General features: G+C 67.9%; 21 protein-coding genes and 3 pseudogenes. 12 read left to right on the top strand and 12 right to left on the bottom strand.

Annotated features, from left to right (window positions below; genetic code table 11):
• Window positions 1-78: 78 nt before the first annotated feature.
• Entirely contained in the window at window positions 79-2,034 is a 1,956-nt protein-coding gene (gene dnaA / locus FGD71_RS20660; protein WP_119101964.1) for a chromosomal replication initiator protein DnaA, read from the bottom strand.
• Window positions 2,035-2,452: 418 nt separating this feature from the next.
• Between dnaA and rpmH the strand changes: the two genes are divergently transcribed.
• From rpmH to FGD71_RS20615, 9 genes are all read left to right on the top strand, one after another.
• Entirely contained in the window at window positions 2,453-2,590 is a 138-nt protein-coding gene (rpmH, locus tag FGD71_RS20655; RefSeq protein WP_003949374.1) for a 50S ribosomal protein L34, read from the top strand.
• Between the two features lie 19 nt (window positions 2,591-2,609).
• On the top strand, window positions 2,610-2,981 hold the full coding sequence (rnpA, locus tag FGD71_RS20650; RefSeq protein WP_119101963.1) for a ribonuclease P protein component: 372 nt from the start codon (window positions 2,610-2,612) through the stop codon (window positions 2,979-2,981).
• A complete protein-coding gene (gene yidD, locus FGD71_RS20645; protein WP_119101962.1) occupies window positions 2,978-3,343 on the top strand; it encodes a membrane protein insertion efficiency factor YidD in 366 nt (121 codons plus the stop codon). The genes rnpA and yidD overlap by 4 nt, the downstream gene beginning before the upstream one ends.
• A gap of 3 nt (window positions 3,344-3,346) precedes the next feature.
• Entirely contained in the window at window positions 3,347-4,654 is a 1,308-nt protein-coding gene (gene yidC / locus FGD71_RS20640) for a membrane protein insertase YidC (RefSeq protein WP_119101961.1), read from the top strand.
• A gap of 19 nt (window positions 4,655-4,673) precedes the next feature.
• Entirely contained in the window at window positions 4,674-5,186 is a 513-nt protein-coding gene (locus tag FGD71_RS20635; RefSeq protein WP_119101960.1) for a Jag family protein, read from the top strand.
• 193 nt (window positions 5,187-5,379) lie between these two features.
• Complete coding sequence (gene rsmG / locus FGD71_RS20630; protein ID WP_119101959.1) at window positions 5,380-6,096, top strand: 16S rRNA (guanine(527)-N(7))-methyltransferase RsmG; 717 nt, start codon at window positions 5,380-5,382, stop codon at window positions 6,094-6,096.
• A gap of 310 nt (window positions 6,097-6,406) precedes the next feature.
• Entirely contained in the window at window positions 6,407-7,480 is a 1,074-nt protein-coding gene (locus FGD71_RS20625; protein ID WP_119101965.1) for a ParA family protein, read from the top strand.
• Entirely contained in the window at window positions 7,477-8,580 is a 1,104-nt protein-coding gene (locus FGD71_RS20620) for a ParB/RepB/Spo0J family partition protein (RefSeq protein WP_119101958.1), read from the top strand. Before FGD71_RS20625 ends, FGD71_RS20620 begins: the two co-directional genes overlap by 4 nt.
• Window positions 8,581-8,906: 326 nt before the next feature.
• Window positions 8,907-9,524, top strand: a complete 618-nt coding sequence (locus FGD71_RS20615; RefSeq protein WP_119101957.1) for a GNAT family N-acetyltransferase — start codon at window positions 8,907-8,909, stop codon at window positions 9,522-9,524.
• A gap of 103 nt (window positions 9,525-9,627) precedes the next feature.
• Here the strand turns inward: FGD71_RS20615 and trxA are convergent, their stop codons facing one another.
• The 7 genes from trxA to FGD71_RS20580 form a co-directional block, all read right to left on the bottom strand.
• The gene (gene trxA / locus FGD71_RS20610) at window positions 9,628-9,960 is read right to left on the bottom strand and encodes a thioredoxin (protein WP_119101956.1); all 333 of its coding nucleotides are present in this window, start codon (window positions 9,958-9,960) and stop codon (window positions 9,628-9,630) included.
• Between the two features lie 40 nt (window positions 9,961-10,000).
• Entirely contained in the window at window positions 10,001-10,972 is a 972-nt protein-coding gene (gene trxB / locus FGD71_RS20605; protein ID WP_119101955.1) for a thioredoxin-disulfide reductase, read from the bottom strand.
• A gap of 173 nt (window positions 10,973-11,145) precedes the next feature.
• The gene (locus tag FGD71_RS20600) at window positions 11,146-12,066 is read right to left on the bottom strand and encodes an anti-sigma factor family protein (RefSeq protein WP_119101954.1); all 921 of its coding nucleotides are present in this window, start codon (window positions 12,064-12,066) and stop codon (window positions 11,146-11,148) included.
• A complete protein-coding gene (sigM, locus tag FGD71_RS20595; RefSeq protein ID WP_119101953.1) occupies window positions 12,063-12,779 on the bottom strand; it encodes an RNA polymerase sigma factor SigM in 717 nt (238 codons plus the stop codon). Before sigM ends, FGD71_RS20600 begins: the two co-directional genes overlap by 4 nt.
• Before the next feature lie 25 nt (window positions 12,780-12,804).
• Complete coding sequence (locus FGD71_RS20590) at window positions 12,805-14,529, bottom strand: protein kinase family protein (protein ID WP_119101952.1); 1,725 nt, start codon at window positions 14,527-14,529, stop codon at window positions 12,805-12,807.
• A gap of 118 nt (window positions 14,530-14,647) precedes the next feature.
• A complete protein-coding gene (gene murJ, locus FGD71_RS20585) occupies window positions 14,648-16,954 on the bottom strand; it encodes a murein biosynthesis integral membrane protein MurJ (protein WP_119101951.1) in 2,307 nt (768 codons plus the stop codon).
• Window positions 16,955-17,000: 46 nt separating this feature from the next.
• On the bottom strand, window positions 17,001-19,358 hold the full coding sequence (locus FGD71_RS20580) for a DUF6049 family protein (protein WP_119101950.1): 2,358 nt from the start codon (window positions 19,356-19,358) through the stop codon (window positions 17,001-17,003).
• A gap of 234 nt (window positions 19,359-19,592) precedes the next feature.
• Between FGD71_RS20580 and FGD71_RS20575 the strand changes: the two are divergent.
• Together FGD71_RS20575 and FGD71_RS48990 are read left to right on the top strand one after the other, a co-directional pair.
• Window positions 19,593-20,667, top strand: a pseudogene (locus tag FGD71_RS20575) (CCA tRNA nucleotidyltransferase); the annotation flags it as partial.
• 1 nt (window position 20,668) lies between these two features.
• A pseudogene (locus FGD71_RS48990) lies at window positions 20,669-21,106 on the top strand (CCA tRNA nucleotidyltransferase); the annotation flags it as partial.
• A 117-nt stretch (window positions 21,107-21,223) separates the two neighbouring features.
• Here the strand turns inward: FGD71_RS48990 and FGD71_RS20570 are convergent.
• The 4 genes from FGD71_RS20570 to FGD71_RS20555 form a co-directional block, all read right to left on the bottom strand.
• Complete coding sequence (locus FGD71_RS20570) at window positions 21,224-21,703, bottom strand: LppU/SCO3897 family protein (protein WP_119101949.1); 480 nt, start codon at window positions 21,701-21,703, stop codon at window positions 21,224-21,226.
• Window positions 21,704-21,819: 116 nt separating this feature from the next.
• Window positions 21,820-23,085 (bottom strand): MFS transporter, encoded by a 1,266-nt coding sequence (locus FGD71_RS20565; protein ID WP_119101948.1) that lies wholly within the window; start codon window positions 23,083-23,085, stop codon window positions 21,820-21,822.
• Between the two features lie 79 nt (window positions 23,086-23,164).
• On the bottom strand, window positions 23,165-24,247 hold the full coding sequence (locus tag FGD71_RS20560) for an inositol-3-phosphate synthase (RefSeq protein ID WP_119101947.1): 1,083 nt from the start codon (window positions 24,245-24,247) through the stop codon (window positions 23,165-23,167).
• A gap of 44 nt (window positions 24,248-24,291) precedes the next feature.
• On the bottom strand, window positions 24,292-24,975 hold the full coding sequence (locus tag FGD71_RS20555; RefSeq protein WP_119101946.1) for a PadR family transcriptional regulator: 684 nt from the start codon (window positions 24,973-24,975) through the stop codon (window positions 24,292-24,294).
• A gap of 364 nt (window positions 24,976-25,339) precedes the next feature.
• Between FGD71_RS20555 and FGD71_RS48005 the strand changes: the two are divergent.
• Window positions 25,340-25,619, top strand: a pseudogene (locus tag FGD71_RS48005) (transglycosylase domain-containing protein); the annotation flags it as partial.

Genomic DNA, 25,619 nt, shown 5'->3' with positions numbered 1-25,619 from the left:
GGACCTGGTCCCGGGGGCGCCTCCAACGGTGTGCGGCAGTGGATGGATGGCCGCGCACCGGACGTACGGAAGGGTCCGTCAGCCGTTCTTGATGCGGTTCGTGAGCTCGGTGACCTGGTTGTAGATCGAGCGCCGTTCCGCCATCAGCGCACGGATCTTGCGGTCGGCGTGCATGACGGTCGTGTGGTCGCGGTTGCCGAACTGCGCGCCGATCTTCGGCAGCGAGAGGTCGGTGAGCTCCCGGCACAGATACATGGCGATCTGGCGGGCCGTCACCAGCACGCGGCTGCGCGAGGATCCGCACAGATCGTCCACCGTGAGCCCGAAGTAGTCGGCGGTCGCCGCCATGATGGCCGTCGCCGTGATCTCCGGGGCCGCGTTCTCGCCGCCCGGGATCAGGTCCTTGAGGACGATCTCCGTCAGGCCGAGGTCCACGGGCTGACGGTTGAGCGACGCGAACGCCGTCACGCGGATCAGCGCGCCCTCCAGCTCGCGGATGTTCCGGGAGATCCGCGAGGCGATGAACTCCAGGACCTCCGGCGGAGCGTTGAGCTGCTCCTGCACCGCCTTCTTACGAAGGATCGCGATACGGGTTTCCAGCTCGGGCGGCTGGACGTCCGTGATCAGACCCCACTCGAAGCGGTTCCGCAGCCGGTCCTCGAGGGTCACCAGCTGCTTGGGCGGCCGGTCCGAGGACAGCACGATCTGCTTGTTCGCGTTGTGGAGCGTGTTGAAGGTGTGGAAGAACTCCTCCTGCGTCGACTCCTTGTCCGCGAGGAACTGGATGTCGTCGACGAGCAGGATGTCCATCTCGCGGTACCGCTTGCGGAAGCTGTCTCCCTTGCCGTCGCGGATGGAGTTGATGAACTCGTTCGTGAACTCCTCCGAGCTCACGTACCGCACGCGCGTGCCCGGATAGAGGCTGCGGGCGTAGTGCCCGATCGCGTGCAGCAGGTGTGTCTTGCCGAGACCCGACTCCCCGTAGATGAAAAGGGGGTTGTACGCCTTCGCCGGTGCCTCGGCGACAGCGACCGCGGCCGCGTGCGCGAAGCGGTTCGAGGCGCCGATGACGAACGTGTCGAAGAGGTACTTCGGGTTGAGGCGCGCGGTGGGCTCGCCCGGACCCGTCGCGGGCGCCGGCTGCGCGGCCAGCGGACCGGGTGCCCCGCTGGGCGCGGGCAGGGCCGAGCCCACGGGGCCGCCGCGATGGACGTGACCGGTGACGGACGGCGACGGCGGCTCGGGCCGCTCGCGGCGGTCCGGGCGCTGGTCGTAGTCGGAGCGCGGCTGGTCGTAGTCCGGACGCGGCTGGTCGTAGTCGGGGCGGGGCGGCTCGTAGTCGGAGCGCGGCTGGTCGTAGTCGGGCCGTTGCTGCTCGTACGGCGGGCGCTCCAGGGACTGCGGGCGGTAGTCCTGCGGGGGCGTGGCGTACGGGTCCCGCTCCGGGAATCCCAGCCGCTGCTGCTGCCAGCCGTAATCGTCCTGTGAGGGTCGCGGCCAGCTGCCCCGCTCGGGGCGCTGGTAGTCGGGGTACGCGGGACGGGCGTTCGGGAGCTGGTCCGCGCGGGCCGGCGGCCGCTGGTCGGAACGGCCCTGGGGATGGTCGTGCGTGCGGTCGTCGGCCCGGTGCCGGCCGTACCCCTCGTACCCGTCACGGCCCTGTTCGTACCCGTCACGGCCTTGCGCCGAGGGGAGCTCGGGTTCCTCGTAGCGCGGCTGGGGCACGGTGGGCAGTGGCGGCGGGGCCGGGGGCTCACCGGCGGAGTCGTCCACGGTGATCGCGATACGGATCGGGCGGCCGCACTCGCGGCTCAGCGTCTCGCTGACGATCGGCGCCAGGCGTCCTTCGAGCACACCCTTCGCGAACTCGTTCGGGACCGCGAGCAGTGCGGTGTCCGCGACCAGCGCCAGCGGCTGGCAGCGCTTGATCCAGTGCTCGTCCTTGGTCTCGACACCTTGCCCGCGGCCCTCACCGAGGAGTTCTTCCAGTACGCGTGGCCACACTGCGGCAAGATCGGCAGGTACGTCAGCCACAGGGCACGCTCTCTCACGGGTCCCACGAATGTGTGGTTCTTGGGACGGGTTGGGATGAAACTCAGTGGGCGGTCGGAACGAAGTTGTTGGGCGGTGGAACGAGCGGCTGAGGCCGGGGGGAAGGGAACGAACCGAAGTCCAGCCACGGTAGTCAGGGCGACCGGTGCGGTTCAAGTTGTTGTCCCCAGCCTGTGGATAGTGTCTCCCGGCAGGCGCTGGTTTGACCGGATGGCGTAGCCGCGCGTACCGTAACCAGGTCGAGTTGTCGATGGCTGCTGCCGCCTGCCTCCGATGGGCATAGATCACGTACGAGTGATCGGGAAGCGGTGCACTCGGGCGTTAATACGAGCTACTCGTGGGCGCACGGTGACAGCCAGGACGGCACCCCGCCACCTACCGATTCTTCTGGAGCCCCCGAGTGAGCAAGCGCACCTTCCAGCCGAACAACCGTCGTCGCGCGAAGACCCACGGCTTCCGGCTGCGTATGCGGACCCGCGCCGGCCGCGCGATTCTCGCGTCCCGCCGTGGCAAGGGTCGCGCCCGCCTGTCCGCCTGATCGCAGTACAGGTCATGACGTGCTGCCTACCGAGTATCGGCTGAGGCGGCGCGAGGACTTCGCGACCGCGGTACGCCGGGGACGCCGGGCCGGACGCCCGCTCCTCGTCGTCCACCTACGCAGCGGTGCAACGGACCCGCACGCGCCTGGGGAGAGCGTTCCCCCGTCGCGTGCGGGTTTCGTCGTCAGCAAGGCGGTGGGCGGCGCAGTTGTACGCAACAAGGTGAAGCGCAGGCTTCGCCATCTGATGCGCGACCGAATGGCCCTGTTGTCCCCCGGTAGCCTGGTAGTCGTACGAGCGCTGCCCGGCGCGGGCGACGCCGACCATGCACAGCTGGCCCGAGACCTGGATGCCGCCTTGCAGCGGCTCCTGGGAGGGGGCGCGCGATGAAGTACCCACTGCTGGCTCTCATCAAGCTGTACCAGTGGACGATCAGTCCGCTGCTCGGGCCGGTGTGCAAGTACTACCCGTCGTGCTCCCACTACGGGTACGAGGCCATCGACCGCCATGGCGCGGTCAAGGGAACGGCACTCACCGCCTGGCGCATCCTGCGGTGCAATCCGTGGTCGCTGGGCGGTGTGGACCATGTCCCGCCGCGCAAGCGTCCGCGGTGGCACGAGATGCTGCGTAACGCCTGGCGCTCACGCAAGGGCGGGACCTCCGCCGCCGAACCGGCCACCGAAGGGCACGGTATGTCCGACCACCCCTCGAGCCCGGCCGCCGAGACCCCGTCCCATGCTCAAGGAGCCTGATTAGTGGACACGATTGCCAGTATTTTCAGCTTCATCACGACACCCGTTTCCTGGGTCATCGTCCAGTTCCACTCGGTGTACGGCGCGATCTTCGGCGCTGACACGGGCTGGGCCTGGGGCCTGTCCATCGTGTCCCTGGTGATCCTGATCCGAATCTGCCTGATCCCGCTCTTCGTGAAGCAGATCAAGGCCACTCGGGCGATGCAGACGCTCCAGCCCGAGATGAAGAAGATCCAGGAGCGCTACAAGAACGACAAGCAGCGTCAGTCCGAAGAGATGATGAAGCTGTACAAGGAGACGGGCACCAACCCGCTCTCCTCGTGCCTTCCCATCCTGGCGCAGTCCCCGTTCTTCTTTGCCCTGTACCACGTGCTCAACAGCATCGCGTCGAACGACACCATCGGTGTGATCAATACGCGTCTGCTGGAGAGTGCGCAGAAGGCGCACATCTTCGGTGCCCCACTGGCCGCGAAGTTCACGGACAGCTCGAGCAAGGTCGAGTCGCTCGGTGCCTCGCTGACCGACGTTCGCGTCGTCACCGCGATCATGATCGTCCTGATGTCGGCCTCGCAGTTCTACACGCAGCGCCAGCTGATGACGAAGAACGTCGACACCACGGTGAAGACGCCGTTCATGCAGCAGCAGAAGATGCTGATGTACGTCTTCCCCGTCATGTTCGCCGTCTTCGGCATCAACTTCCCCGTCGGTGTCCTCGTCTACTGGCTGACCACGAACGTGTGGACCATGGGTCAGCAGATGTACGTGATCCACCAGAACCCGACCCCGGGCTCCAAGGCCCAGGCCGCGTTCCTGGAGCGTCTGCTGAAGCACGTCACGCACCACGGCAAGACCCGCAGCCGCCGCGAGCGCGCCGTAGTCAAGGCGATCGTGGTCAAGGGCCGTGACCGCAACGAGTACGAGCGCAAGTTCATCAACGGTCTGAGCAAGGCAGGTCTCGCGGCCCAGTCCGACGGCTCCGTGGCGAAGAGCGACGTCGTGACGGTCGCCGAGACCGAGGACGGTACCCCGGCGACCGGCACCCCCAAGCGCCAGCAGCCCAAGCGGCAGAGCAAGTCCCAGCGTCAGTCGGGCGCCGCCCACGGTTCCGCCAAGGCGGCGGGCGACTCCGGGGAGAAGACCTCCCTGAGCAAGTCCGACGAGCCGCAGGATGCCAAGCCGGCGGGTGGCAAGTCCGCAACCGGTGGCAAGGCCGCCTCGGGTGGCAAGTCCGCCTCCGGTGGCACACGCAGCAGGGCCCAGTCCGGACAGCGCAAGGGCCCGCAGCGGCCCAAGTCCCCCTCCAAGAAGTAAGTAAGAAGGAGTCCATCCCGTGACGGAAGGCACCACCTCCGCGGCCACCGAGGGCGGCGACACCCTGACTCGCCTGGAGCAGGAGGGCGAGATCGCGGCGGACTACCTCGAGGGTCTGCTGGACATCGCCGACCTCGACGGCGACATCGACATGGATGTCGAGGCCGATCGCGCCGCTGTCTCGATCATCAGCGACACGGGCAGCCGTGATCTGCAGAAGCTGGTCGGCCGTGACGGTGAGGTGCTGGAGGCGCTCCAGGAGCTCACGCGGCTGGCCGTCCACCGGGAGACCGGAGACCGCAGCCGGCTCATGCTGGACATCGCGGGCTACCGCGCCAAGAAGCGTGAGGAGCTTTCCGAGCTGGGTGCCAAGGCCGCGGCCGAGGCCAAGAGCTCCGGCGAGCCGGTGAAGATGAATCCGATGACTCCGTTCGAGCGCAAGGTCGTGCACGACGCGGTCAAGGCCGCGGGCCTGCGCAGCGAGTCCGAGGGCGAGGAGCCGCAGCGCTTCGTCGTCGTGCTTCCCGCCTGAATCGGCACGTACGTTCCTTCGGCCCCGTCTGTTGCGCAGGCGGGGCCGAATTTTGTCAGCCTGATCCTGGCAGTCCTGGCAGTCCTGGCAGTCCTGGCAGTCCCGGGCCCGGTCCCTGGCAGTCCCTGATAATTCCTCGTGGTCCTGGTGGTCAGCGCTCAGTGCGCTTATGCGGTACGGAAGGACGGTTCCCGTGACGGAGGCAGCGGAGCTCCCCCCTGCGCCCGAGCAGGCTCAGGCGGTATTCGGCGATCGCTTCGCAGACGCGGTCCGATACGCGGAACTCCTGGCGGACGCGGGAGTACAGCGCGGGCTGATCGGCCCCCGCGAAGTGCCCCGCCTCTGGGAACGGCACCTGCTGAACTGTGCGGTGCTCTCGGAGGTCGTGCCCGAGGGCGTGACCGTGTGCGATGTCGGCTCGGGCGCCGGGCTGCCCGGTATCCCGCTGGCCCTTGTCCGCCCCGACCTGAAGATCACGCTGCTTGAGCCGCTGCTGCGCCGTACGAACTTCCTCACCGAGGTCGTCGAGCTGCTGGGCCTCGAGCACGTCACCGTCGTCCGCGGCCGCGCCGAGGAGGTCCTGGGCACATTGCCCGCGGTCCATGTGGTGACTGCACGGGCCGTGGCACCTCTGGACCGCCTTGCGGCATGGGGCGTGCCGCTGCTTCGCCCGTACGGAGAGATGCTCCTGCTCAAGGGCGACACGGCAGCGGAAGAGGTCAAGAGCGCCGGGGCCGCCCTGAGCAAGCTCGGTGCCGTGGAAACCTCTGTGCTTCATGTTGGCGAGGGCGTGGTGAGTCCACTCGCCACCGTGGTGCGCGTCGAGGTCGGGGAAAGCCCGGGTGGGGTGCGTTTCGCGGCCAAGCGGGCCAAGGCGGCGCGGACGGGGCGGGCGCGTCGTCGTCGCTGATCCGTCCTGACGACGAGCCGTACTCCACACAAGCTGCCCAACCTATGCATGTCGGAGTGTCACCCAGGCATGGTCGCGGGCGCTGTGCATCGTGTTTCACGTGAAACGTCGCTCACTGTTGCACGGAATCATCAGCCGCGGCCGGGCTGCGGCCGAACCCCGCGACCGCAGTCCCCTTGGGGCCCTCGGATCCCGCGGAGGCAGACCTTCTCCTGTGGACAAAACATCCCCCGAAGAGGGGGCGGAGTTGTCCACAGAGGTGGATTTCTCCACAGAAGCACGGGCCTCGCTGGTTCACGACCCCGAAGGCATGGGAGGCTCTGTTCATTGCGAGCCTGAAGTCGAGGAGAGTGAATCCTTGCGGTCCGACGCCAACATCGCGGGACCGATGACCGATCCGGTCCCCGGTCCCCGTACCGAGTCGATGGGGGAGGATGTTTCACGTGAAACACCGCCCCCGATGGACGACACTCCCATCGGTCGTGCTGCCCAACTGGCGGTGGAGGCTCTGGGCCGCGCCGGCGAAGGTCTGCCACGGCCCGAGCAGACCCGTGTGATGGTGGTTGCCAACCAGAAGGGCGGGGTGGGCAAGACCACGACGACGGTCAATTTGGCTGCCTCGCTCGCCCTGCACGGTGGGCGGGTCCTGGTGGTTGACCTTGATCCTCAGGGCAATGCCTCCACCGCGCTGGGTATCGACCATCACGCCGAAGTCCCGTCCATCTATGACGTCCTGGTCGAGAGCAAGCCGCTCTCCGATGTCGTCCAGCCAGTCCCCGATGTCGAGGGGCTGTTCTGCGCACCCGCCACGATCGATCTCGCCGGTGCGGAGATCGAGCTGGTGTCCCTGGTGGCGCGGGAGAGCCGACTGCAACGGGCGATCCAGGCGTACGAGCAGCCGCTGGACTACATCCTCATTGACTGCCCGCCGTCGCTGGGTCTGCTGACGGTCAACGCACTGGTTGCCGGTGCGGAGGTCCTGATCCCCATCCAGTGCGAGTACTACGCGCTGGAGGGCCTGGGTCAGCTGCTGAGGAACGTCGACCTGGTGCGGGGGCACCTCAACCCCAACCTGCATGTGTCTACGATCCTCCTCACCATGTACGACGGCCGGACTCGACTGGCATCCCAGGTCGCGGACGAGGTGCGCAATCACTTCGGCGAGGAGGTGCTGAGGACGAGCATTCCCCGTTCGGTCCGTATCTCTGAGGCGCCGAGCTACGGGCAGACGGTGTTGACCTACGACCCGGGGTCGAGCGGTGCCCTGTCGTATCTTGAGGCGGCACGGGAAATCGCGTTGCGGGGTGTCGGTGTGTCGTACGACGCGCAACATGCCCACCCGGGTGCACACAACGATCAGAGCATGGTGGAGGGGATTCAGTGAGCGAGCGACGGAGGGGGCTGGGCCGCGGTCTCGGCGCACTGATCCCTGCTGCCCCGACAGGGGAGAAGCAGGCGTCCCCGGCAACGGGTGGGCCACCGGCCTCATCCACCGCAGTGCCGGTACTCACCTCAGAGCGTGGGGTGGCGGCGGCGAAGGTGGCCTCGCTTCCGCAGCCCAATGTTTCACATGAAACAGAAGAGCCCCCGGCGAGCGGTCTCAGGGAGACGCCTGCGGCTCCCCTGGGTGCGCACTTCGCCGAGCTGCCCCTTGACGCCATCACGCCGAACCCGCGTCAGCCCCGTGAGGTGTTCGACGAGGACGCTCTCGCGGAGCTCGTCACTTCCATCAAGGAGGTCGGGCTTCTCCAGCCTGTCGTCGTGCGGGAGCTGGGGCCGGCACGTTACGAGCTCATCATGGGCGAGCGGCGCTGGCGGGCCTGTCGTGAGGCGGGACTCGAGGCCATTCCCGCGATCGTGCGGGCCACGGAGGACGAGAAGCTTCTCCTGGACGCGCTCTTGGAGAACCTGCACCGGGCTCAGCTGAACCCCCTGGAAGAGGCGGCTGCCTACGACCAGCTGCTCAAGGACTTCAACTGCACGCATGATCAGCTGGCGGACCGTATCGGTCGGTCTCGTCCGCAGGTCTCCAACACCCTGCGTCTGCTGAAGCTCTCGCCCGCGGTGCAGCGTCGTGTGGCTGCCGGGGTTCTGTCCGCCGGCCATGCGCGTGCTCTGCTCTCCGTGGACGACTCGGAGGCGCAGGACAGGCTGGCTCATCGCATCGTGGCCGAGGGGCTCTCGGTACGGGCCATCGAGGAGATCGTCACCCTCATGGGGTCGCGACCGAAGGCCGCTCCGCGCTCCAAGGGACCGCGGGCCGGTGCCAGGGTGTCGCCTGCGCTCAGCGATCTCGCCACACGTCTCTCGGACCGCTTCGAGACACGGGTGAAGGTCGACCTCGGCCAGAAGAAGGGCAAGATCACCGTTGAGTTCGCCTCGATAGACGACCTGGAGCGGATCCTCGGCTCGCTCGCCCCGGGCGAGGGGCCGGTTCTGCAGAAGAGTCTCCTGGACGACGACACCGAAGAGTCCGAGGCCTGAGCGTCAGCAGGTGGGCACGATTCCGATCGGCCGACCTTCAGAGCGGGCCGTGTCCGGTGTGTACCGGAACACGGCCCGCTCTTTGCTTTCTGGCGGTATCGAACGAATCACATCGTGGATACGATGCGTTTGGGTATGGCGTATCCACCTGGCAGCACCTTCTGTGGGGAGGCGGGGGCCATGCGAACGGTGAGCCGCACCGGACTGGTGAGCGCGGGCCTGGGGCTCGGAGCGGTCGGCGGGTTCGTCGGCAGCCTGCTCAGGGAACGGAGCGCTCTGACAGCCGCCCGTGACGCTGCGGGCGAAGGAAGCGAGGAACTGCCTTCATGGGGCGTCGGCTCGTACCGCTCACGCTGGACAACCTTCCGGACCTTCCCAAGCGCTGTCGGGCGTGTGTCTTCTGGGAGTTGGACCCAGTCAGCGGTCAGGCCGCGGTAAAGGCAGGCACACCCGAGCTGGAGAAGGAGGCGTGGATCTCCGCCGTTCTACTGGAATGGGGATCCTGCGGCCGTGTCGTGTACGTGGACGACATGCCGGTGGGCTTCGTGCTCTACGCACCTCCCGCATATGTGCCGCGCGCCACGGCATTTCCCACAAGCCCGGTCTCCCCTGACGCGGTCCAACTGATGACCGCCTTCATCATGCCCGGTTATCAGGGGCAGGGCCTTGGGCGCGTGATGGTCCAGACGGTCGCCAAGGATCTGCTGCGACGGGGGTTCAAGGCGATCGAGGCCTTCGGTGACGCCCGCTGGGATGAACCGGCCTGCGTCCTGCCCGCTGACCATCTGACGGCGGTGGGCTTCAAGACCGTACGGCACCATCCCACATACCCGAGGCTGAGGTTGGAGCTGCGGACGACGCTCTCCTGGAAGGAAGATGTGGAGTTGGCGCTCGACCGGCTACTGGGAGCGGTGCAGAAGGAGCCGGTTCTGCGTCCGCTGTAAACGCCCCGGGGCATCGCGTGCATGCGAATGGGCCAACCCGTCAGGGTTGGCCCATTCGTGTTTCACGTGAAACAACGCCGCTTCTGTCGGACGGCGCCGCTTACTACTCGGCGATGAAGTCCTCGAGATCCCGCACGATCGCGGCCTTCGGCTTCGCACCGACGATGGTCTTGGCGACCTCGCCACCCTGGTAGACGTTCAGGGTCGGGATGGACATGACGCCGTACTTGGCGGCCGTACCCGGGTTCTCGTCGATGTTGAGCTTGACGACCTCGATCTTGTCGCCGTACTCGGTGGCGATTGCCTCGAGAGACGGCGCGATCTGACGGCACGGGCCGCACCAGGCGGCCCAGAAGTCCACCAGGACGGGCTTGTCGCTCTTGAGGACGTCCTGCTCGAAGGAGTCGTCGGTCACGTTCTTCAGGGTGCCGGCCACGGCGGGCTCCTTAACTGGTTGGTGCGGGGGCGGGTGAGTGTCAGACGGTGGTCTTCTCGGGCTCTGCCGCGGTCTTGCCATCCGCGAGAGCAGCAAGGAAGCGCTCGGCGTCGAGGGCGGCGGAGCATCCGGTGCCGGCTGCGGTGATCGCCTGGCGGTAGGTGTGGTCCACGACGTCGCCGGAGCCGAAGACCCCCGTCAGGTTCGTGTGGGTCGAGGGCGCGTTGACCTTGAGGTAGCCCTCGTCGTCCAGGTCGAGCTGACCCTTGAAGAGCTCGGTGCGCGGGTCGTGGCCGATCGCGATGAACAGGCCGGTCACCGGGAGCACAGACGTCTCGCCGGTCTTGAGGTTGCGCAGCTTCAGACCGGAGAGCTTCTGGTCGCCCTGGATCTCGGCGACCTCGCTGTCCCAGATGAACTTGATCTTCGAGTCGGCGAAGGCGCGCTCCTGCATCGCCTTGGAGGCGCGCAACGTGTCGCGGCGGTGGACGACCGTCACGGACTTGGCGAACCGGGAGAGGAAGGTGGCCTCCTCCATCGCGGTGTCACCGCCGCCGATCACGGCGATGTCCTGGTCCTTGAAGAAGAAGCCGTCACAGGTCGCGCACCAGGAGACACCGCGCCCGGAGAGCGCGTCTTCGTTGGGCAGCCCCAGCTTGCGGTGCTGGGAACCGGTGGCGACGATGACGGCCTTGGCCCGGTGTACGGTGCCGACGGTGTCCGTGACCGTCTTGATCTCTCCACTGAGGTCGACCGCGACGACGTCGTCCGAGACCAGCTCGGCACCGAAGCGCTCGGCCTGCGCCCGCATGTTGTCCATGAGCTCGGGGCCCATGATGCCGTCCTGGAAGCCGGGGAAGTTCTCCACCTCGGTGGTGGTCATCAGCGCGCCACCGGCGGTGACGGCGCCCTCGAACACCAGCGGCTTCAGCGACGCGCGCGCGGTGTAGAGCGCCGCCGTGTAGCCGGCCGGCCCGGAGCCGATGATGATCACGTTACGGACGTCGCTCACGGCTTGATTCCTCGTCTCTGGAGACTGCTTCGTACGACCGGTGGGAGCTTCTCTCAGAACTCTCACCCCACCCAACGGATCCTAAGGGGCGCGCATTCCCACTGTGTCCGGGCACACGAAGACGCGTAACCGCGCGGGGACAGGACCGGCGTCATGGACAGAGCGTGAGTCGCTCAGTCTCGCGTGTAGGACTGCTTCAGCAGCACCTTGCCGGCAGCAGCGGCTGAGGAGTTGCCCACGCAGCTGGAGTCGACGATGTAGGCGGTGACCCGAGTCGCGTCCGAGGCATCGGGCAGCACCACGAGATACGCCTTCGTACCCTCGTAGGTGCCCTTCTTGGCGGCGAGAGCGGCCTCGTTGCGGCCGATGCCTTGTTGGATGCACTTGGGCACCGGAACCCCGGTCTCCTTCAGAGTGCTCGGCTCGTCGGAGGAGGTCGCGGGGCCCCAGTTGCGGTTGCCGTTTTCACGGTCCGTGCTCTTGCCGAGGAGATCCGCGACCTGGCCCTCCAGCTTGCCCTTGCTGAAGGTGTTCACCGAATCGGTCTGGGTGGGCCCGGTCGTGTCCCCCGAGGGGTCGTCGTTCAACGACTGGAGGAGCAGACCGCTGATTCCCAGCGCAGCAGCCGTGAACATGGCTCCCAGGATCACGGTCCCACGACGGCGACGGCGCATGGGCCTCGGTCGACCCGGACCGGTGGCGGCGCGTGGTCGTCCGGCGGGGCGGTCGGCCGCGGTCGACGTTTCACGTGAAACACGGGAGCCGTCGCTGTCGTCGGACAGAGGGCGGGCGACGGCGACGACCGCCGGGACGTCCGTGGCACCGGCATCGTGTGTCGTGGCACTCAGCAGGGCTTCGGCGGCGAGCGCGGCATCGATGCGCCCAGCGACATCATCGGGCATACGGACCGGGCCCGGCAGTGTGCCGAGCATGCCTCGGATCTCTTCCAGCGATGCGTACACGTCGGCACAGAGGGCGCAGTCGTCCAGATGCCTTCGTACGTCCGCCGTACGGGACGGCGGCAGCAGGCCTTCCGTGAGGTCGGAGATCTCCGTGACTTCCGGGTGTCCGGCCGTGTCGGTCGTGGATGTCACGCTCGCCCACCTCCGCCCTTCACAGCAGTCGAATCGTTTGGCCCTGCGTCGTGTGCTCCCGCTGCGGGTGGGACGGATGTCCCCTGCGTGCGGTTCCGTCCCTCACCTGACTTCTTGCTGTCTCCGCCACTACCGGCGTCCGTACGCAAGTGTCTGAGCAGCGGGACGAGCCTGGCTCGGCCGCGTGCGCAGCGGCTCTTGACCGTGCCGGTCGGCACGTCGAGCATGCGGGCGGCCTCAGCCACCGGGTAGCCCTGCATGTCCACCAGGACGAGGGCGGCGCGCTGGTCGGGTGGCAGGGTGCCGAGGGCTTCGAGGAGCTCCCGCTGCAGATCATTGCGCTCGGCCGGCGCGGACGCCGACTCGTGCGGATCCAGGAGTTGCTCCAGACGTTCCGTGTCATCGACCGGCGAGGTCTTCCGTGAGGCGGCCTTGCGCGCGCGGTCGAGGCAGGCGTTCACCGTGATGCGGTGCAGCCACGTCGTGACGGCCGACTGTCCGCGGAAGGTGTGGGCGGCGCGGTAAGCGGAGACCAGAGCATCCTGGACCGCGTCTGCGGCCTCCTCACGGTCTCCGAGAGTCCGCAGGGCCACCGCCCACAGCCGGTCGCGGTGACGGCGTACAAGCTCACCGAAGGCCTCCGGGTCGCCCTCCACATGACGGGCCAGGAGGTCCTGATCGCTTGCTCCGTTGTATCCGGCGCCGTCCGCCATCGGACCCTCCCCCCTCGGTAGGCTGTCAGCCCGTGAACTTTACGTCGGTGATCGCCTGCTTGTACCCGGCGCTGCTGTAATCGTCGCGCGGTGCGCTAGGCACGTCCGTGATCCACAACAACACGTACTTCGTCTTCACGGTCTTCTTGGCCTTGATCTTCGCGGTGGTGCCGCTCGTCGTGACGGACCCGATCTCCTTCATCGCGCTGACCGAAGCTGAGGGAGACAGCGAGTCAGCGGCGTAGAGGTGGACCGTCGTGTGGTCCCCGTCGTACAAGAGCCCTATCGAGGCAGCCGAAACCTCCTTGGACGAGCCGAGGTCGTAGACGATTCCCACACCGGACTTGTACGGAGCCAGCTTCGGCCCCCCGAGGAACGACTTGGTGCGCCAGTATGTGGAGCTGTTACCGTCGTACGTCTTGGCCACGTCGTCGGCCGCCTGGGCGGAGCCCTCGGCCACGTACTCCTGAGCTCCTTCAATGGTTATCGGCTTCGCCGGCCGCTTGATCTTGTCGCTGTCCTTGTCGTTGCCGTCCGTCGTCTGCGACTTGTTGGTGTCGTCGGAGTTCCCTCTCTCCATGAGCGCATCCGCCAACTGCCAACTGCCAAGGCCCAGCGCGGCGATGAGCAACGCGGACACGGCCCACTTGAGCGCCTTGCCGGTACGGCTCTGCAGCGGGGGCGGCGGAGCGGTCATCGGCTGTGTGCCGCCGGGGGGCGTCTGACGGCCGTACGTGCCCTGCTGGTACGTGGTGCGCTGGTACTCGGGCGGCGCGGTGAACGCGGGCTCCGGCGGACGGATGCGTGGCATCTCGCCGATCGCCTTCACCAACTCCTCCGGAGTGGTGCACGGCGGCTCCTGGCGGGACGCGGTGGCGCCGTCGTTGACGAGCGCGCGCATCGCCAGCTCCGACAGGCCGCGGTGCACCCCGGCGCGCACCTGGTCGGGCGCGATGAGGCCGACGCCCTTGGGCAGGCCGGAGAGGCCGAAGGCATCGTCCTCGTACGGCCAACGCTGGGTGAGGGCGGCGTACAGCAGTGCGCCGATCGCCTCTGTGTCCCTGCGCTGCGGGGTGTCGGAACTGATGCCGCGCAGCGCGGCGTTCACGGCGAGGCCGCGGACGCGCCATTGGCCGGAGGAGGAGCGCAGCACAGAGCCGGGGGTCAGCCGCAGATGCGCCAGCCCTTCGCGGTGTGCGGCGGCCATCGCCTGGGAGATCTGGCTGACCATCTGGTACGCGTCGTGCACTTCCAGCGGGCCGGAGGCCAGGAGCGTCGTGAGCTCCGTGGAGTCCGGCAGCCATTCGTGCACCACGTAGACGAGGTCGTTCTCCTCGACCGCGTCCAGGACCTGGACGAATCGAGGATCGCCCAGGAGAGCTGAGGAGCGCGCCGCCGCCAGGACGGAGCGCGCTCGGGGATGGTCGGCGGGCAGCAGATGCACGCCGACGGCGCGGCGCAGCTTCTCGTCCACCGCACGCCAACTGCTGAATCCGTCCAGACGGGTGACGCACTCCTCGAGCCTGTAGCGTCTGGCGAGCTTGTGGCCGCTGTGCAACTCGGGCGGTGAGGGCTTGGCGGGGCTCTCGTCCCCGCCGCTCCCCTGTGCCTCTTCGCTCTCCGAGCTGTCCGTGTCCTGCTCCCGGTTCTGGGCCACCCCGTCGGCTGTGGCCTGGTCCGCCTTCGTGGTCAGCGGCTCGTCGCCGCTGTTGTCTGCCACGTCGACGGCAGCTGTGCTCCGTTCCGCCACCGTCGTTCCTGCCTCCCCATCCATTGCCCGCTGTCCGACGCCAAAGCCAATTGTGCCCACAGTCCGCCGCTATGCACGACACGCGGTCGCGGACGATGGTTGTGCGCGTGCCCCCGACTCAGCGCCCGAGGCGCCCGCGGACCATGCCGACCATTCCGTTCAGTTCCTCGATACGCATCCGCCGAGCGGCGACGAAGAAGACGCCGAGCAGGGCGATGCCGCCGCCGAGGAGGGCGGCAAGTGAGCCGAGGACGCCCTGTCCGAGCACCTGGGTGATCCCGTAACAGGCTGCGGCGGCGAGCAGCGCCGCCGGTACCGAGGCGATGCCGAGGCGGGCGTACGTCCGCAGCACGCGAGCTCCGTCGAGGTCGCCGCCCAGCCGCCCCCGCAGCCGCCGCCAGGCCACGCCCACGCCGATCGCGTACGCGACACCGTAGGAGGCGGCCATGCCCGCCACGGCCCATCGGGTCGGTAGCAGGAGGTAGCAGAGCGCCGAGGCTCCGGCGTTGACGGCCGCCACGATGACCGTGTTGTAGAAGGGGGTCCGGGTGTCCTCGTACGCGTAGAAGGCGCGCAGCACGACGTACTGCACGGAGTACGGGATCAGGCCGAGACCGAAGGCCATCAGCATGTAGCCCATGTTCGTGGCCGCGCCGGTGCCGGAGGAGCCGAAGATCAGGGTGCACATCGGGATGCCGAGAGCGACGAAGGCGAAGGAGATGGGCACGATCGCCACGGCGGTCGTGCGCAGCCCTTGTGAGATGTCGTCGCGGACGGCGCCGGCGTCACCCTCATGGGCGGAGCGCGACAGCCGCGGCAGCAGGGCGGCCATCAGCGAGACGGTGATGATGGCCTGCGGGAGGCCCCAGATGAGCTGGGCGTTGGCGTAGGCGCTGAAGCCGGTGCCGGCGGTTCCTGTGTCTGCGACCGCCGCGGTGGCCAGCTGGGTGACGACGATGGCGCCTGCCTGGTTGGCGAGGACGAACAGGATCGTCCACTTGGCGAGCATCGCGGCCTTGCCCAGGCCGTGGCCCTTCCAGTCGAAGCGCAGCCTCAGGCGGAACCCGGTCTCGCGGAGGTACGGGATCATCGCGAGGGCCTGGACGACAAGGCCGAGCAGGACACCGGCGCCGAGCAGGCGCTGGCCCTCCGGCGGGATGTTCGTGACCTGCATCCCGGAGGTCTCGGCGGTGCCGTACACCCAGAGGAACATTCCGAGCGTCACGATGATGACGATGTTGTTGAGGACCGGCGTCCACATCATCGCGCCGAACCTGCCGCGGGCGTTGAGGATCTGTCCCATCACCACGTGGATGCCCATGAAGAAGATCGTGGGCAGGAAGTACAAGGTGAAGGTGACACCGACGTCCCTGGCAGCCGGGTCGGTGGCCACGGGGTTCGACAGAACACGGACCAGGAGCGGGGCCGCCAGCATCGCCAGCCCGGTCAGCACACCGAGCGCCACGATGACGAGGGTCAGCAGCCGGTTGGCGTACGCCTCGCCGCCGTCGTCGTCCTCCTTCATGGCGCGCACCAGCTGCGGTACGAAGACGGAGTTGAGGCCGCCTCCGACCGTGAGGATGTAGATCATCGTCGGCAGCTGGTAGGCGACCTGGAAGGTGTCGCCCAGGAGAGCGGTGCCCAGCGCCGAGACAATCAGCGCTGAGCGGATGAAGCCGGTGAGGCGGGACACCATGGTGCCCGCAGCCATCACCGCGCTCGACTTCAGCAGACTCGACGCGCGGCCCCCGGCCTTCTTCGGAGCGGGCGCGGGCGCCGGTGTCGCTACGTGAGCCGGAGCCTGCGCGGCGGCGGGAGTCGGCTCGGGGGCCGGTGACGGCACACCAGGCGGGCTGACAGGCGGGTGTCCGCCGCCCTGCTGCTGGTCGCGGAAGAGGTGGGCGAAGGCATCCGGCTCGTGGCGTTCTGCGCCGGAGTGTGCGACCAGGTCGTCCACGCCCACGAACTGGGTGGTACGAGGGTCGTCGCCGTACGGCAGATGCTGCGTCAGGCCTTCCGGCTCGGGAGCCGGGGTCTGCGCCCACACCCGGGGGTCGGGGGCGTGGGGCGACTGGGGCGGCTGGGCGTAGAGCGGCTGCGGGGGATACGTGCCGGGCGCCGGCGGGGGGTGCGCGGCACGGTCGTACAGGGCCTCGGCGACCGGGTCCTGGGCAGCGGGGTCCTGTGCCCGGTACGGATCCTGGGTGTAGGCGTCCTGGGTGTACGGGTCCTGAGGGTAGGCGTCCTCGGGGTAGCCGTCCTGGGGGTAGCCGTCCTGCGCGTAGGCATCCGGAAGGCGCCCGTCGGCGGCGGGCTGCGGTGGCACCTGGCCGTGGCCGGGTTCCTGCGGTCCCTGCGGCGGGCCGTCGGGGTAGCCGGAGCCGCCCACGCCCTGGCCGTGATCACCCTCGTACGGCGCGTTCATGGTTACCCCACCTCATCGTCCCCGGGCCCACCGGCCACGACATCGCTCAACGGTCCACTCTCTCACCCGTGGCGGACGGCTCGGTGCTTTCCGGTGCGGTGTCCGGCGAAGGGTCACTCGGCTGCTCCGGGGCGTCTGCCCCCGACTCCGCGTCGGAAGCCTCCTCGGGACCGTCCGCCTCGTCGTCGGTCTCGAAGGCGTCTTCCGATTCCTGCTCGGCCTGCCGGGCGGTCGCGCGTTTGCGCTGCGTGTACATCCGGAATCCGGCCAGCACGAGCAGCAGGACGCCACCGGCGATGACCAGCATCACCGTGGGAGTGATCTCGGTGACCCTCACGTCGAAGGTGACGGGAGGGCCGTACTTCTCGCCGTCCTCGGTGTAGAGCTGGGCGACCACCGAGGCACGGCCGTTGGCGCGGCCGTTCGCGGTGAACTTCACCGACTGGCTGTGGCCTCCCGACACCTCCACCGGCTGTTCCCGGTGGGCGCGATCACCGATGCGCAGCCGGGTCGGCTGCTCCGACGTCAGGCGCAGCACCAGGTGGTCGACGCCTTGGACGAGGTTGTTCTGCACGGTGACGGGAATGGTCGCGCTGCGGCCCGACAGCTTCGCCTCGGACTTCTGGATCAGTCTGACCTGCTTGACGAGGTCGTTGAGATACGACTCCACACCGCTGCGGTAGACGACCGCGTCGGGCGCATGGCCGCGCCAGGACGTGGACATCGCTCGGTTCATGGCCCGCCCGAAGGGGGTGACCACGCGGGATCGGTCCGTGAGGATCACCTGGAAGTTGTCGAGCTTCCACTGCGTGTTCTCGATCTGCTCGAAGGCCGCCTGCGGCAGCTGCTGCTTGCGCAGCGAGGAGGGGTACGAGGACGCCGACGGGACCTGTGTGGCGGCGCCGGGGTCCGGCTTGGCCTTGGTGGCCGTGGACAGGCTCGCCGACTGCGACCAGTTGCTGTCCTCGAGGGCCGTGAGCGCCTGCGCCATCGTCTGGGCCTGACTCGCGGACGGCATGCGCTGCGGGGCGACCACGATGCTGCGTTGCCTGTCCGGGGCCTGCCGGTTGATCATCAGACTCTGGGCGAGGAACTTCTGCACGGCGAGCGTGGAGTTGCCGGCCACCGCCATGTCGCCCTGGAACGCCTGCGAGAGGCGGGCGTCCGCGACCACCGCCGTGGTGCCGCCCCCGATGGGGCGGGCCGACGTGGGCGTGTACGGAAGGCTGCCGGTCTCTTTCAAGGTGTCATTGCGGGCGATCACCGTGTCGGCGCCGGCGGAGGTGGCGACCTTGACGATCGACGGGTCGATCGCGCCGTTCACGGGCCAGGCGTAGTCCGTGCTGGGCGTCACATGGAGGATCGACTCCACGGTGATGGCGGCCACGTCCGTCGCGTCCTTGAGGTGGCTCAGCGAGCTGGTCACCTTCTTGCCGTTGTGGGCCAGCGACGCCAGATCCGGGTCGGCGAAGGGAAGGGCAACGATCTCCTTGCCCTGGACCGTCTCCTCCAGCTCGCCGAGCCACTGCTTGGCCACCGCCTGATGCCTGCCCGGGGTCGTGGATTCGTCGTCGCCCTCGATCTGGTAGCTGCGCGTCATCGCGTCCACCGACGCCAGGAGATCCGGGTCGATGACCCAGGTGACGTCGAGGTCCTTGCCGAGCGCGAGGAGCTGCTGCAGGCGGCCGCCGGGCGCGAGCTCCGCGGCCAGGTCGTCGTCCCTGAAGACGGGGGTCTGCTGCTCGTTGGAGTCCGTCTCGGCCGTCATATGGGAGCTGGAGATCAGCGGCCAGAGGTACGTCGTCTTCGTCCTCGTGTCCGCCGCCTCGGGCTGCCACGGCAGAAACGTCCGCTCGATGCCGAGGATCTGCTCGTACGGCTGTGCTGCGGTCTGTCCGGCGAGCGTGACCCCGAGCTGGTAGACGCCGTCTGCGCTCAGGTCCAGCTTGTCCACGGGGACGGAGATGTTGAAGGTCTGAGGGACGCCCGGCGCGAGCTTGGGGAACTCCCGGGTGTACTTGTCGTCGACTTCCCTGCCCGCGTACGCGTTGCTTTTCGCGGCGTCGTCGATCGCCGACCGGCCGTTCATCGTCGGTCCCACGCGCAGGCCGACGTGAGCGCTCGTGATGGTCTTCTTGCCCTTGTTGGTGACCCTGCCGGAGACGGTGAGCGTGTCCCCTTCCGAGGGGACGCTGGGGGTGAGCGAGTCCAGGGAGACATCGACCGTGTTGGCCCCGGTGGCGTCGGCGACGGCAGTGCGCTCGGCTGCGTCGGCGGAGGGGGAGGCGGGCAGCTGGAGAAAGCCGGCCAGCAGAGGCGCCGCCGCGAGCAGTGCTCCGGTGCGCCGAAACCACCGGCGGGCAGGTGAGGGACTCATCCCCTGGAATTCTGCCGCCTCGGCCACGCGCTCGCCCGTCCCTCGTCGTCGTCAGTGGTCGTCGGAATGTGCGTCCAGGCATGGTAACGATGCGCGCTGAAGGGAAGTGCCGCGGTCTGCTCTACAAGATCGGAATCCGATACCGGACTGTCCCGTATGTGCACGTATTAACAGAGGCGCCCGGGCACGCCCAGCGGGAAGCACCCGTGCCCGCTGAATGGGGGCGCCTGCGGCCGCTCGCGCCACGTACCCTTTTCTGTTGTGCCGAACGCCAACGAAGACAATCCCAGTGCACTGAGCCAGGTGCAGCACCGCGCGGTGAGTGAACTGCTGCGGGTGTCCCCCGTCGCCGATGATCTCGCCCGTCGTTTCCGGGAGGCCGGGTTCTCCCTCGCCCTGGTGGGTGGCTCGGTCCGGGACGCCCTCCTGGGCCGGCTGGGCAACGACCTGGACTTCACGACCGACGCCCGCCCCGAGGACGTACTGAAGATCGTGCGGCCCTGGGCGGATGCCGTGTGGGAGGTAGGGATCGCCTTCGGGACGGTGGGGGCGCAGAAGGACGCGCGCGTCGGAGAAGCTGTTCAGCGCTTTGACATCGAGGTGACGACGTACCGCTCGGAGGCGTACGACCGGACCTCACGCAAGCCCGAAGTCTCCTACGGCGACTCCATCGAGGAGGACCTCGTACGCCGCGACTTCACCGTCAACGCGATGGCCGTGGCGCTGCCGGAGAAGGAGTTCATCGACCCGCACGGCGGTCTCAGGGACCTGGCGGAGCGTGTGCTGCGTACGCCGGGCACCCCGGAGGAATCCTTCTCCGACGACCCGCTGCGGATGATGCGGGCCGCTCGCTTCGCCGCGCAGCTCGACTTCGTGGTGGCACCGGACGTCGTCGCGGCGATGAAGGCCATGAGCGAGCGCATCGAGATCGTCTCCGCCGAGCGGGTCCGGGACGAGCTGAACAAGCTGGTCCTCTCCGCGCACCCGCGCAAGGGGCTGACGCTGCTCGTGGAGACCGGGCTCGCCGAGCGCGTGCTGCCCGAGTTGCCCGCGCTGCGCCTGGAGCGGGATGAGCACCACCGGCACAAGGATGTCTACGACCACTCACTGATCGTGCTTGAGCAGGCGATGGAGCTGGAGGAGGACGGTCCCGACCTCACTCTTCGCCTTGCCGCGCTGCTCCATGACATCGGTAAGCCACGCACGCGCCGTTTCGAGAAGGACGGCCGGGTGTCCTTTCACCACCATGAGGTGGTGGGCGCCAAGATGACCAAGAAGCGCATGACGGCCCTCAAGTACTCCAACGACCTTGTGAAGGACGTTGCCCGACTGGTCGNCTCAAGTACTCCAACGACCTTGTGAAGGACGTTGCCCGACTGGTCGAGCTGCACCTCCGCTTCCACGGCTACGGCACCGGAGAGTGGACGGACTCCGCAGTCCGCCGCTATGTGCGAGACGCCGGCCCGCTGCTCGACCGCCTCCACAAGCTGACCCGCTCCGACTGCACCACTCGCAACAAGCGCAAGGCCGCCGCCCTCTCCCGCGCGTACGACGGTCTGGAGGAGCGCATCGCCCAGCTGCAGGAGCAGGAGGAGCTGGACGCGATCCGGCCCGACCTCGACGGCAACCAGATCATGGAGACCCTGGGCGTCGGCCCTGGTCCGGTCATCGGCCAGGCGTACAAATTCCTGCTGGAGCTGCGCTTGGAGAACGGGCCGATGGAGTACGACGCCGCGGTGTCGGCACTCAAGGAGTGGTGGGCCGCTCAGAGCTGAGGGCGTGCGGTGCCGGTTCATGTTTCACGTGAAACATGAACCGGCACCGCCGCGAGATCTGCATACGCCGAGGGCCGTTGTTTCACGTGAAACAACGGCCCTCGGCGTTGGTGACCTCTACTTGGCGGAGTACTCCGACAGGCAGAGAGTGAAGTCGCTGCTGCCACCGGTCTCGGTGTACTCGGCGTACTTGTTGCGGTCGCAGCCCGAGTCGTCGGACTTCTTCTGCTCGACCTTGTAGGCGGCCTTGGAGCTGCCGCAGTCCACCACCTCGAGTTCCGGGTTGGTGGCGCTGTCCGGGTTGCCGATGCTCATGCAGTCGCCGACCTTGGCGGTGTTGGCGTCATCACGGCTCGCCATCCATCCGATACCCGCACCTATGAGAGCGATGATCACGACAGCGATGCGCAGGTACTGCTTGATGCCACGCTTCGGTCGCTGGGGCGGGACCGGGGCGTACGGCGCGGCCGGCTGCTGCGGGTAGCCCTGAGGCGCCGTCTGCCCCTGAGGCGGCTGCCCCTGAGCGAACGGGTTCTGGCCCTGAGGCGGCTGTCCCTGAGCGAACGGGTTCTGGCCCTGAGGCGGCGGAGTGGTCACTTGGGGGTCCCCCTAGAACGTTAGGAGCGCGTGGCGCGAAGTAAGACGCACGTAAGCTATCGGCCCCCACTGACAACTCTGTAGCTCAGAAAAGCTCTGTGTCATTGATGTGACACTTACTGAGGTGCAAAGCGGGCCATAGATACAGCAATCGCTGCGTAGATCACGGCCACCGTTACCACCAGGGGGGCTGAGCGGCCGTCAGGAGGCAGCATCAGAGCGGCTACCGCGGCAGCGGCCACGAAGGCGACGTTGAACAGAACGTCATACACGGAAAAGATCCGGCCGCGGAAGCCGTCGTCGACGGACGACTGGACCACCGTGTCGGTGGCGATCTTCGCGCCCTGGGTGGTGAGGCCCAGGACGAAGGCCGCGACCAGTATGGGGACTTGGTCGAATGGCAGACCTAGCGCGGGTTCCAGGACCGCGGCGGATCCCGCGCAGGCGACGATCCAGCCGCCCGGCCCGAGCCTCCCGGCCGCCGACGGTGTCACCACCGCAGCGGCGAAGAAACCCGCCCCGGAGATCCCGACGGCAAGCCCCAGAAGAGCGAGACCGTCGTCCTCCTGCCCGGACGACCAGGCGTACCGGCAGAGCATCAGCACCATCACCGTCAGGGCGCCGAAACAGAACCGCATCAGGGTCATGGCGGCCAGTGCCCAGGCGGCCGCGCGGCGTGCGGGCTCGGCCAGATGGCGCATGCCGGCCCTCAGGTCACGTGCCGTACCCGCCAAGGCCGCCTTCAGACGCGGCTGCACCAACTCCTGGTCGGGGCCGAGCAGTTCCGGTGCCATGCGCAGTGAGGCGAGCGCCGCGCACAGGTAGAGCGCGGCCCCGACGAGGACGACCGCGGCGTCGGAGTCCGAGACGACAATCCGTACGACAAAGGCGAGACCGCCACCCGCGGTCGCGGCGAGTGTCCCGGCCGTGGGCGACACGGAGTTGGCCATCACCAGCCGCTCGGAGTCGACGACACGGGGCAGCGCTGCGGACAGGCCCGCCAGGACGAACCGGTTGACCCCCGTGACACACAACGCGGAGGCGTAGAACAGCCAGTCCGGCACACTGCTCACGATCAGGACGGCCGTCAGGGAGGCCAGCAACGCCCGCAGGAGGTTCCCGTACAGAAAGACCTGGCGGCGCCGCCAGCGGTCCAGCAGAACGCCCGCGAAGGGGCCGACGAGCGAGTACGGGAGGAGGAGCACCGCCATCGCCGAGGCGATCGCGGCCGCCGAGGTCTGCCTCTCCGGCGAGAAGACGACGTACGTCGCGAGCGCTACCTGATACACCCCGTCCGCGCCCTGGGACAGCAGCCGCACGGCGAGCAGACGCCGGAAGTTCCGGAAGCGCAGGAGTACGCGCAGGTCACGTACGACAGCCATGGGCACAGCCTCACATACGTTGAGGGTCCCCGGGCGTACGCGACCCGGGGACCCTCAACGGCCCTCAAAGCGAAGCGTCTTAGCGCTCGACGTCGCCCTTGATGAACTTCTCGACGTTCTCGCGGGCCTCGTCATCGAAGTACTGGACCGGCGGGGACTTCATGAAGTACGACGACGCGGAGAGGATCGGGCCGCCGATGCCGCGGTCCTTGGCGATCTTCGCGGCGCGCAGGGCGTCGATGATGACACCCGCGGAGTTCGGGGAGTCCCAGACCTCGAGCTTGTACTCCAGGTTCAGGGGAACGTCACCGAAGGCCCGGCCCTCGAGGCGGACGTAGGCCCACTTGCGGTCGTCCAGCCACGCGACGTAGTCGGACGGACCGATGTGGACGTTGTCGGCACCCATCTCGCGGTCACGGATCTGCGAGGTGACGGCCTGCGTCTTGGAGATCTTCTTCGACTCCAGGCGGTCACGCTCGAGCATGTTCTTGAAGTCCATGTTGCCGCCGACGTTCAGCTGCATCGTGCGGTCCAGGACCACGCCCCGGTCCTCGAACAGCTTCGCCATCACGCGGTGCGTGATCGTGGCGCCCACCTGCGACTTGATGTCGTCACCGACGATCGGGACGCCGGCCTCGGTGAACTTGTCGGCCCATTCCTTGGTACCCGCGATGAAGACCGGAAGGGCGTTGACGAAGGCGACCTTGGCGTCGATGGCGCACTGGGCGTAGAACTTCGCCGCGTCCTCGGAGCCCACCGGCAGGTAGCAGACCAGGACGTCGACCTGCTTGTCCTTGAGGACCTGGACGACGTCGACCGGGGTCTCGGCGGACTCCTCGATGGTCTCGCGGTAGTACCTGCCGAGACCGTCCAGCGTGTGGCCGCGCAGGACGGGCACACCGGAGTTCGGGACGTCGCAGATCTTGATGGTGTTGTTCTCGCTGGCGCCGATGGCGTCCGCCAGATCGAGGCCGACCTTCTTCGTGTCGACGTCGAAGGCGGCGACGAACTCGATGTCACGGACGTGGTAGTCGCCGAACTGGACGTGCATCAGTCCCGGGACCTTGGCGGCCGGGTCGGCGTCCTTGTAATACTCGACGCCCTGTACCAGTGAGGCGGCGCAGTTGCCCACGCCTACGATGGCTACGCGAACCGAACCCATTCCGGTTGCTCCCTGTGTGTACTCGGTGAAGCCCTGAGCGGACTTCACGTGGCGGTGTCGTCGGACGGATCCGGCCGGGAGCTGTCCCCGTGCCGGGGCAGGCCGCCCGACTCTCCAGATGTGCTGTCCTGCTGAGCGGAACCGTCGGAGTCGGGACGCCGCTGATCCCGTCCGGCCCGCTCGGTCTCGATGAGCTCGTTCAGCCAGCGCACTTCGCGCTCCACGGACTCCATCCCGTGTCGCTGGAGCTCAAGGGTGTAGTCGTCGAGGCGCTCCCGGGTGCGCGCCAACGAGGCACGCATCTTCTCCAGACGCTCCTCAAGACGACTGCGGCGGCCTTCGAGGACCCGCATGCGTACATCCCGGGACGTCTGTCCGAAAAAGGCGAAGCGAGCGGCGAAGTGCTCGTCCTCGTAGGCGTCAGGACCCGTCTGCGAGAGCAACTCCTCGAAGTGTTCCTTACCTTCCGCCGTCAACCGATAGACGATCTTGGCGCGCCGCCCCGCGAGCGGAGCGGCCAGGGCTTCCTCGCGTGCACCCCCGGACTCCTCGATCAACCAGCCGTTGGCGACCAGCGTCTTGAGGCAGGGGTAGAGCGTCCCGTAGCTGAAGGCACGGAAGACACCCAGTGACGTATTGAGCCGTTTACGCAGCTCATAGCCGTGCATCGGGGACTCGCGGAGCAGGCCGAGAACTGCGAACTCGAGGATCCCGGAACGCCGGCTCATCGTCGCCTCCTCTCTGCCGCGGCCACGCCGTGACGGTTTATGCCGAGCTGATGTATCGACTCGATACATCAGCACGATAGAACGGCCTTCCGCATGCGACAAGAGGGGGCATGGTGAACATCACCGATTCGTGGGATGCGAGTTGCCCGATTTGAGGCGAACTCCGGCGCTCTGCGGGTTTTGCCAGTGCGTAGTCTGTGCGCCATGCACACCACCGGGAACCAAGTGACATCTGGTGACGTCCTTGTCCTCGGTGCAGTACGGATGAATGCCACAACGACCGCATCCGTACTTTGGGGGGACCGGAAACCAGCCGCCGTTTCCAGGCGCGCAAAGGTGCGCCTGCCCGAGGAGTAATCGTTCGATGAGCGAGCACCGTCGCAAACCGCCGCAGCCGCAAGGCGGCGGACGCGCCGCGGCCCGACGCGGCCAGACAGGCTCGGCCTCCGGCCGCCGTGCGGCACCGCGAGGCGCCACCGGGTCTCCCTCCGACTCCTATGGCTCGGGAGGTGAGGAGCGCCCGTACGGCGGCCGTGCCGAGGCCCGACGGGCAGCACAGAGAAGCAGCAGCGGCGGCGGTCGGCGCAGAGCTGCCGACGGCGCGGGGCGCGGAGGCTTCGGCGGCCTGGGCGGCGGCGGCCGCC

Origin of the sequence: Streptomyces sporangiiformans, assembly GCF_005768555.2 — a bacterium.
In the GTDB taxonomy this organism is placed as follows: domain Bacteria; phylum Actinomycetota; class Actinomycetes; order Streptomycetales; family Streptomycetaceae; genus Streptomyces; species Streptomyces sporangiiformans.
The sequence above is the reverse complement of the archived record's forward strand: the minus strand, read 5'-3'. Positions and strand labels throughout refer to the sequence as shown.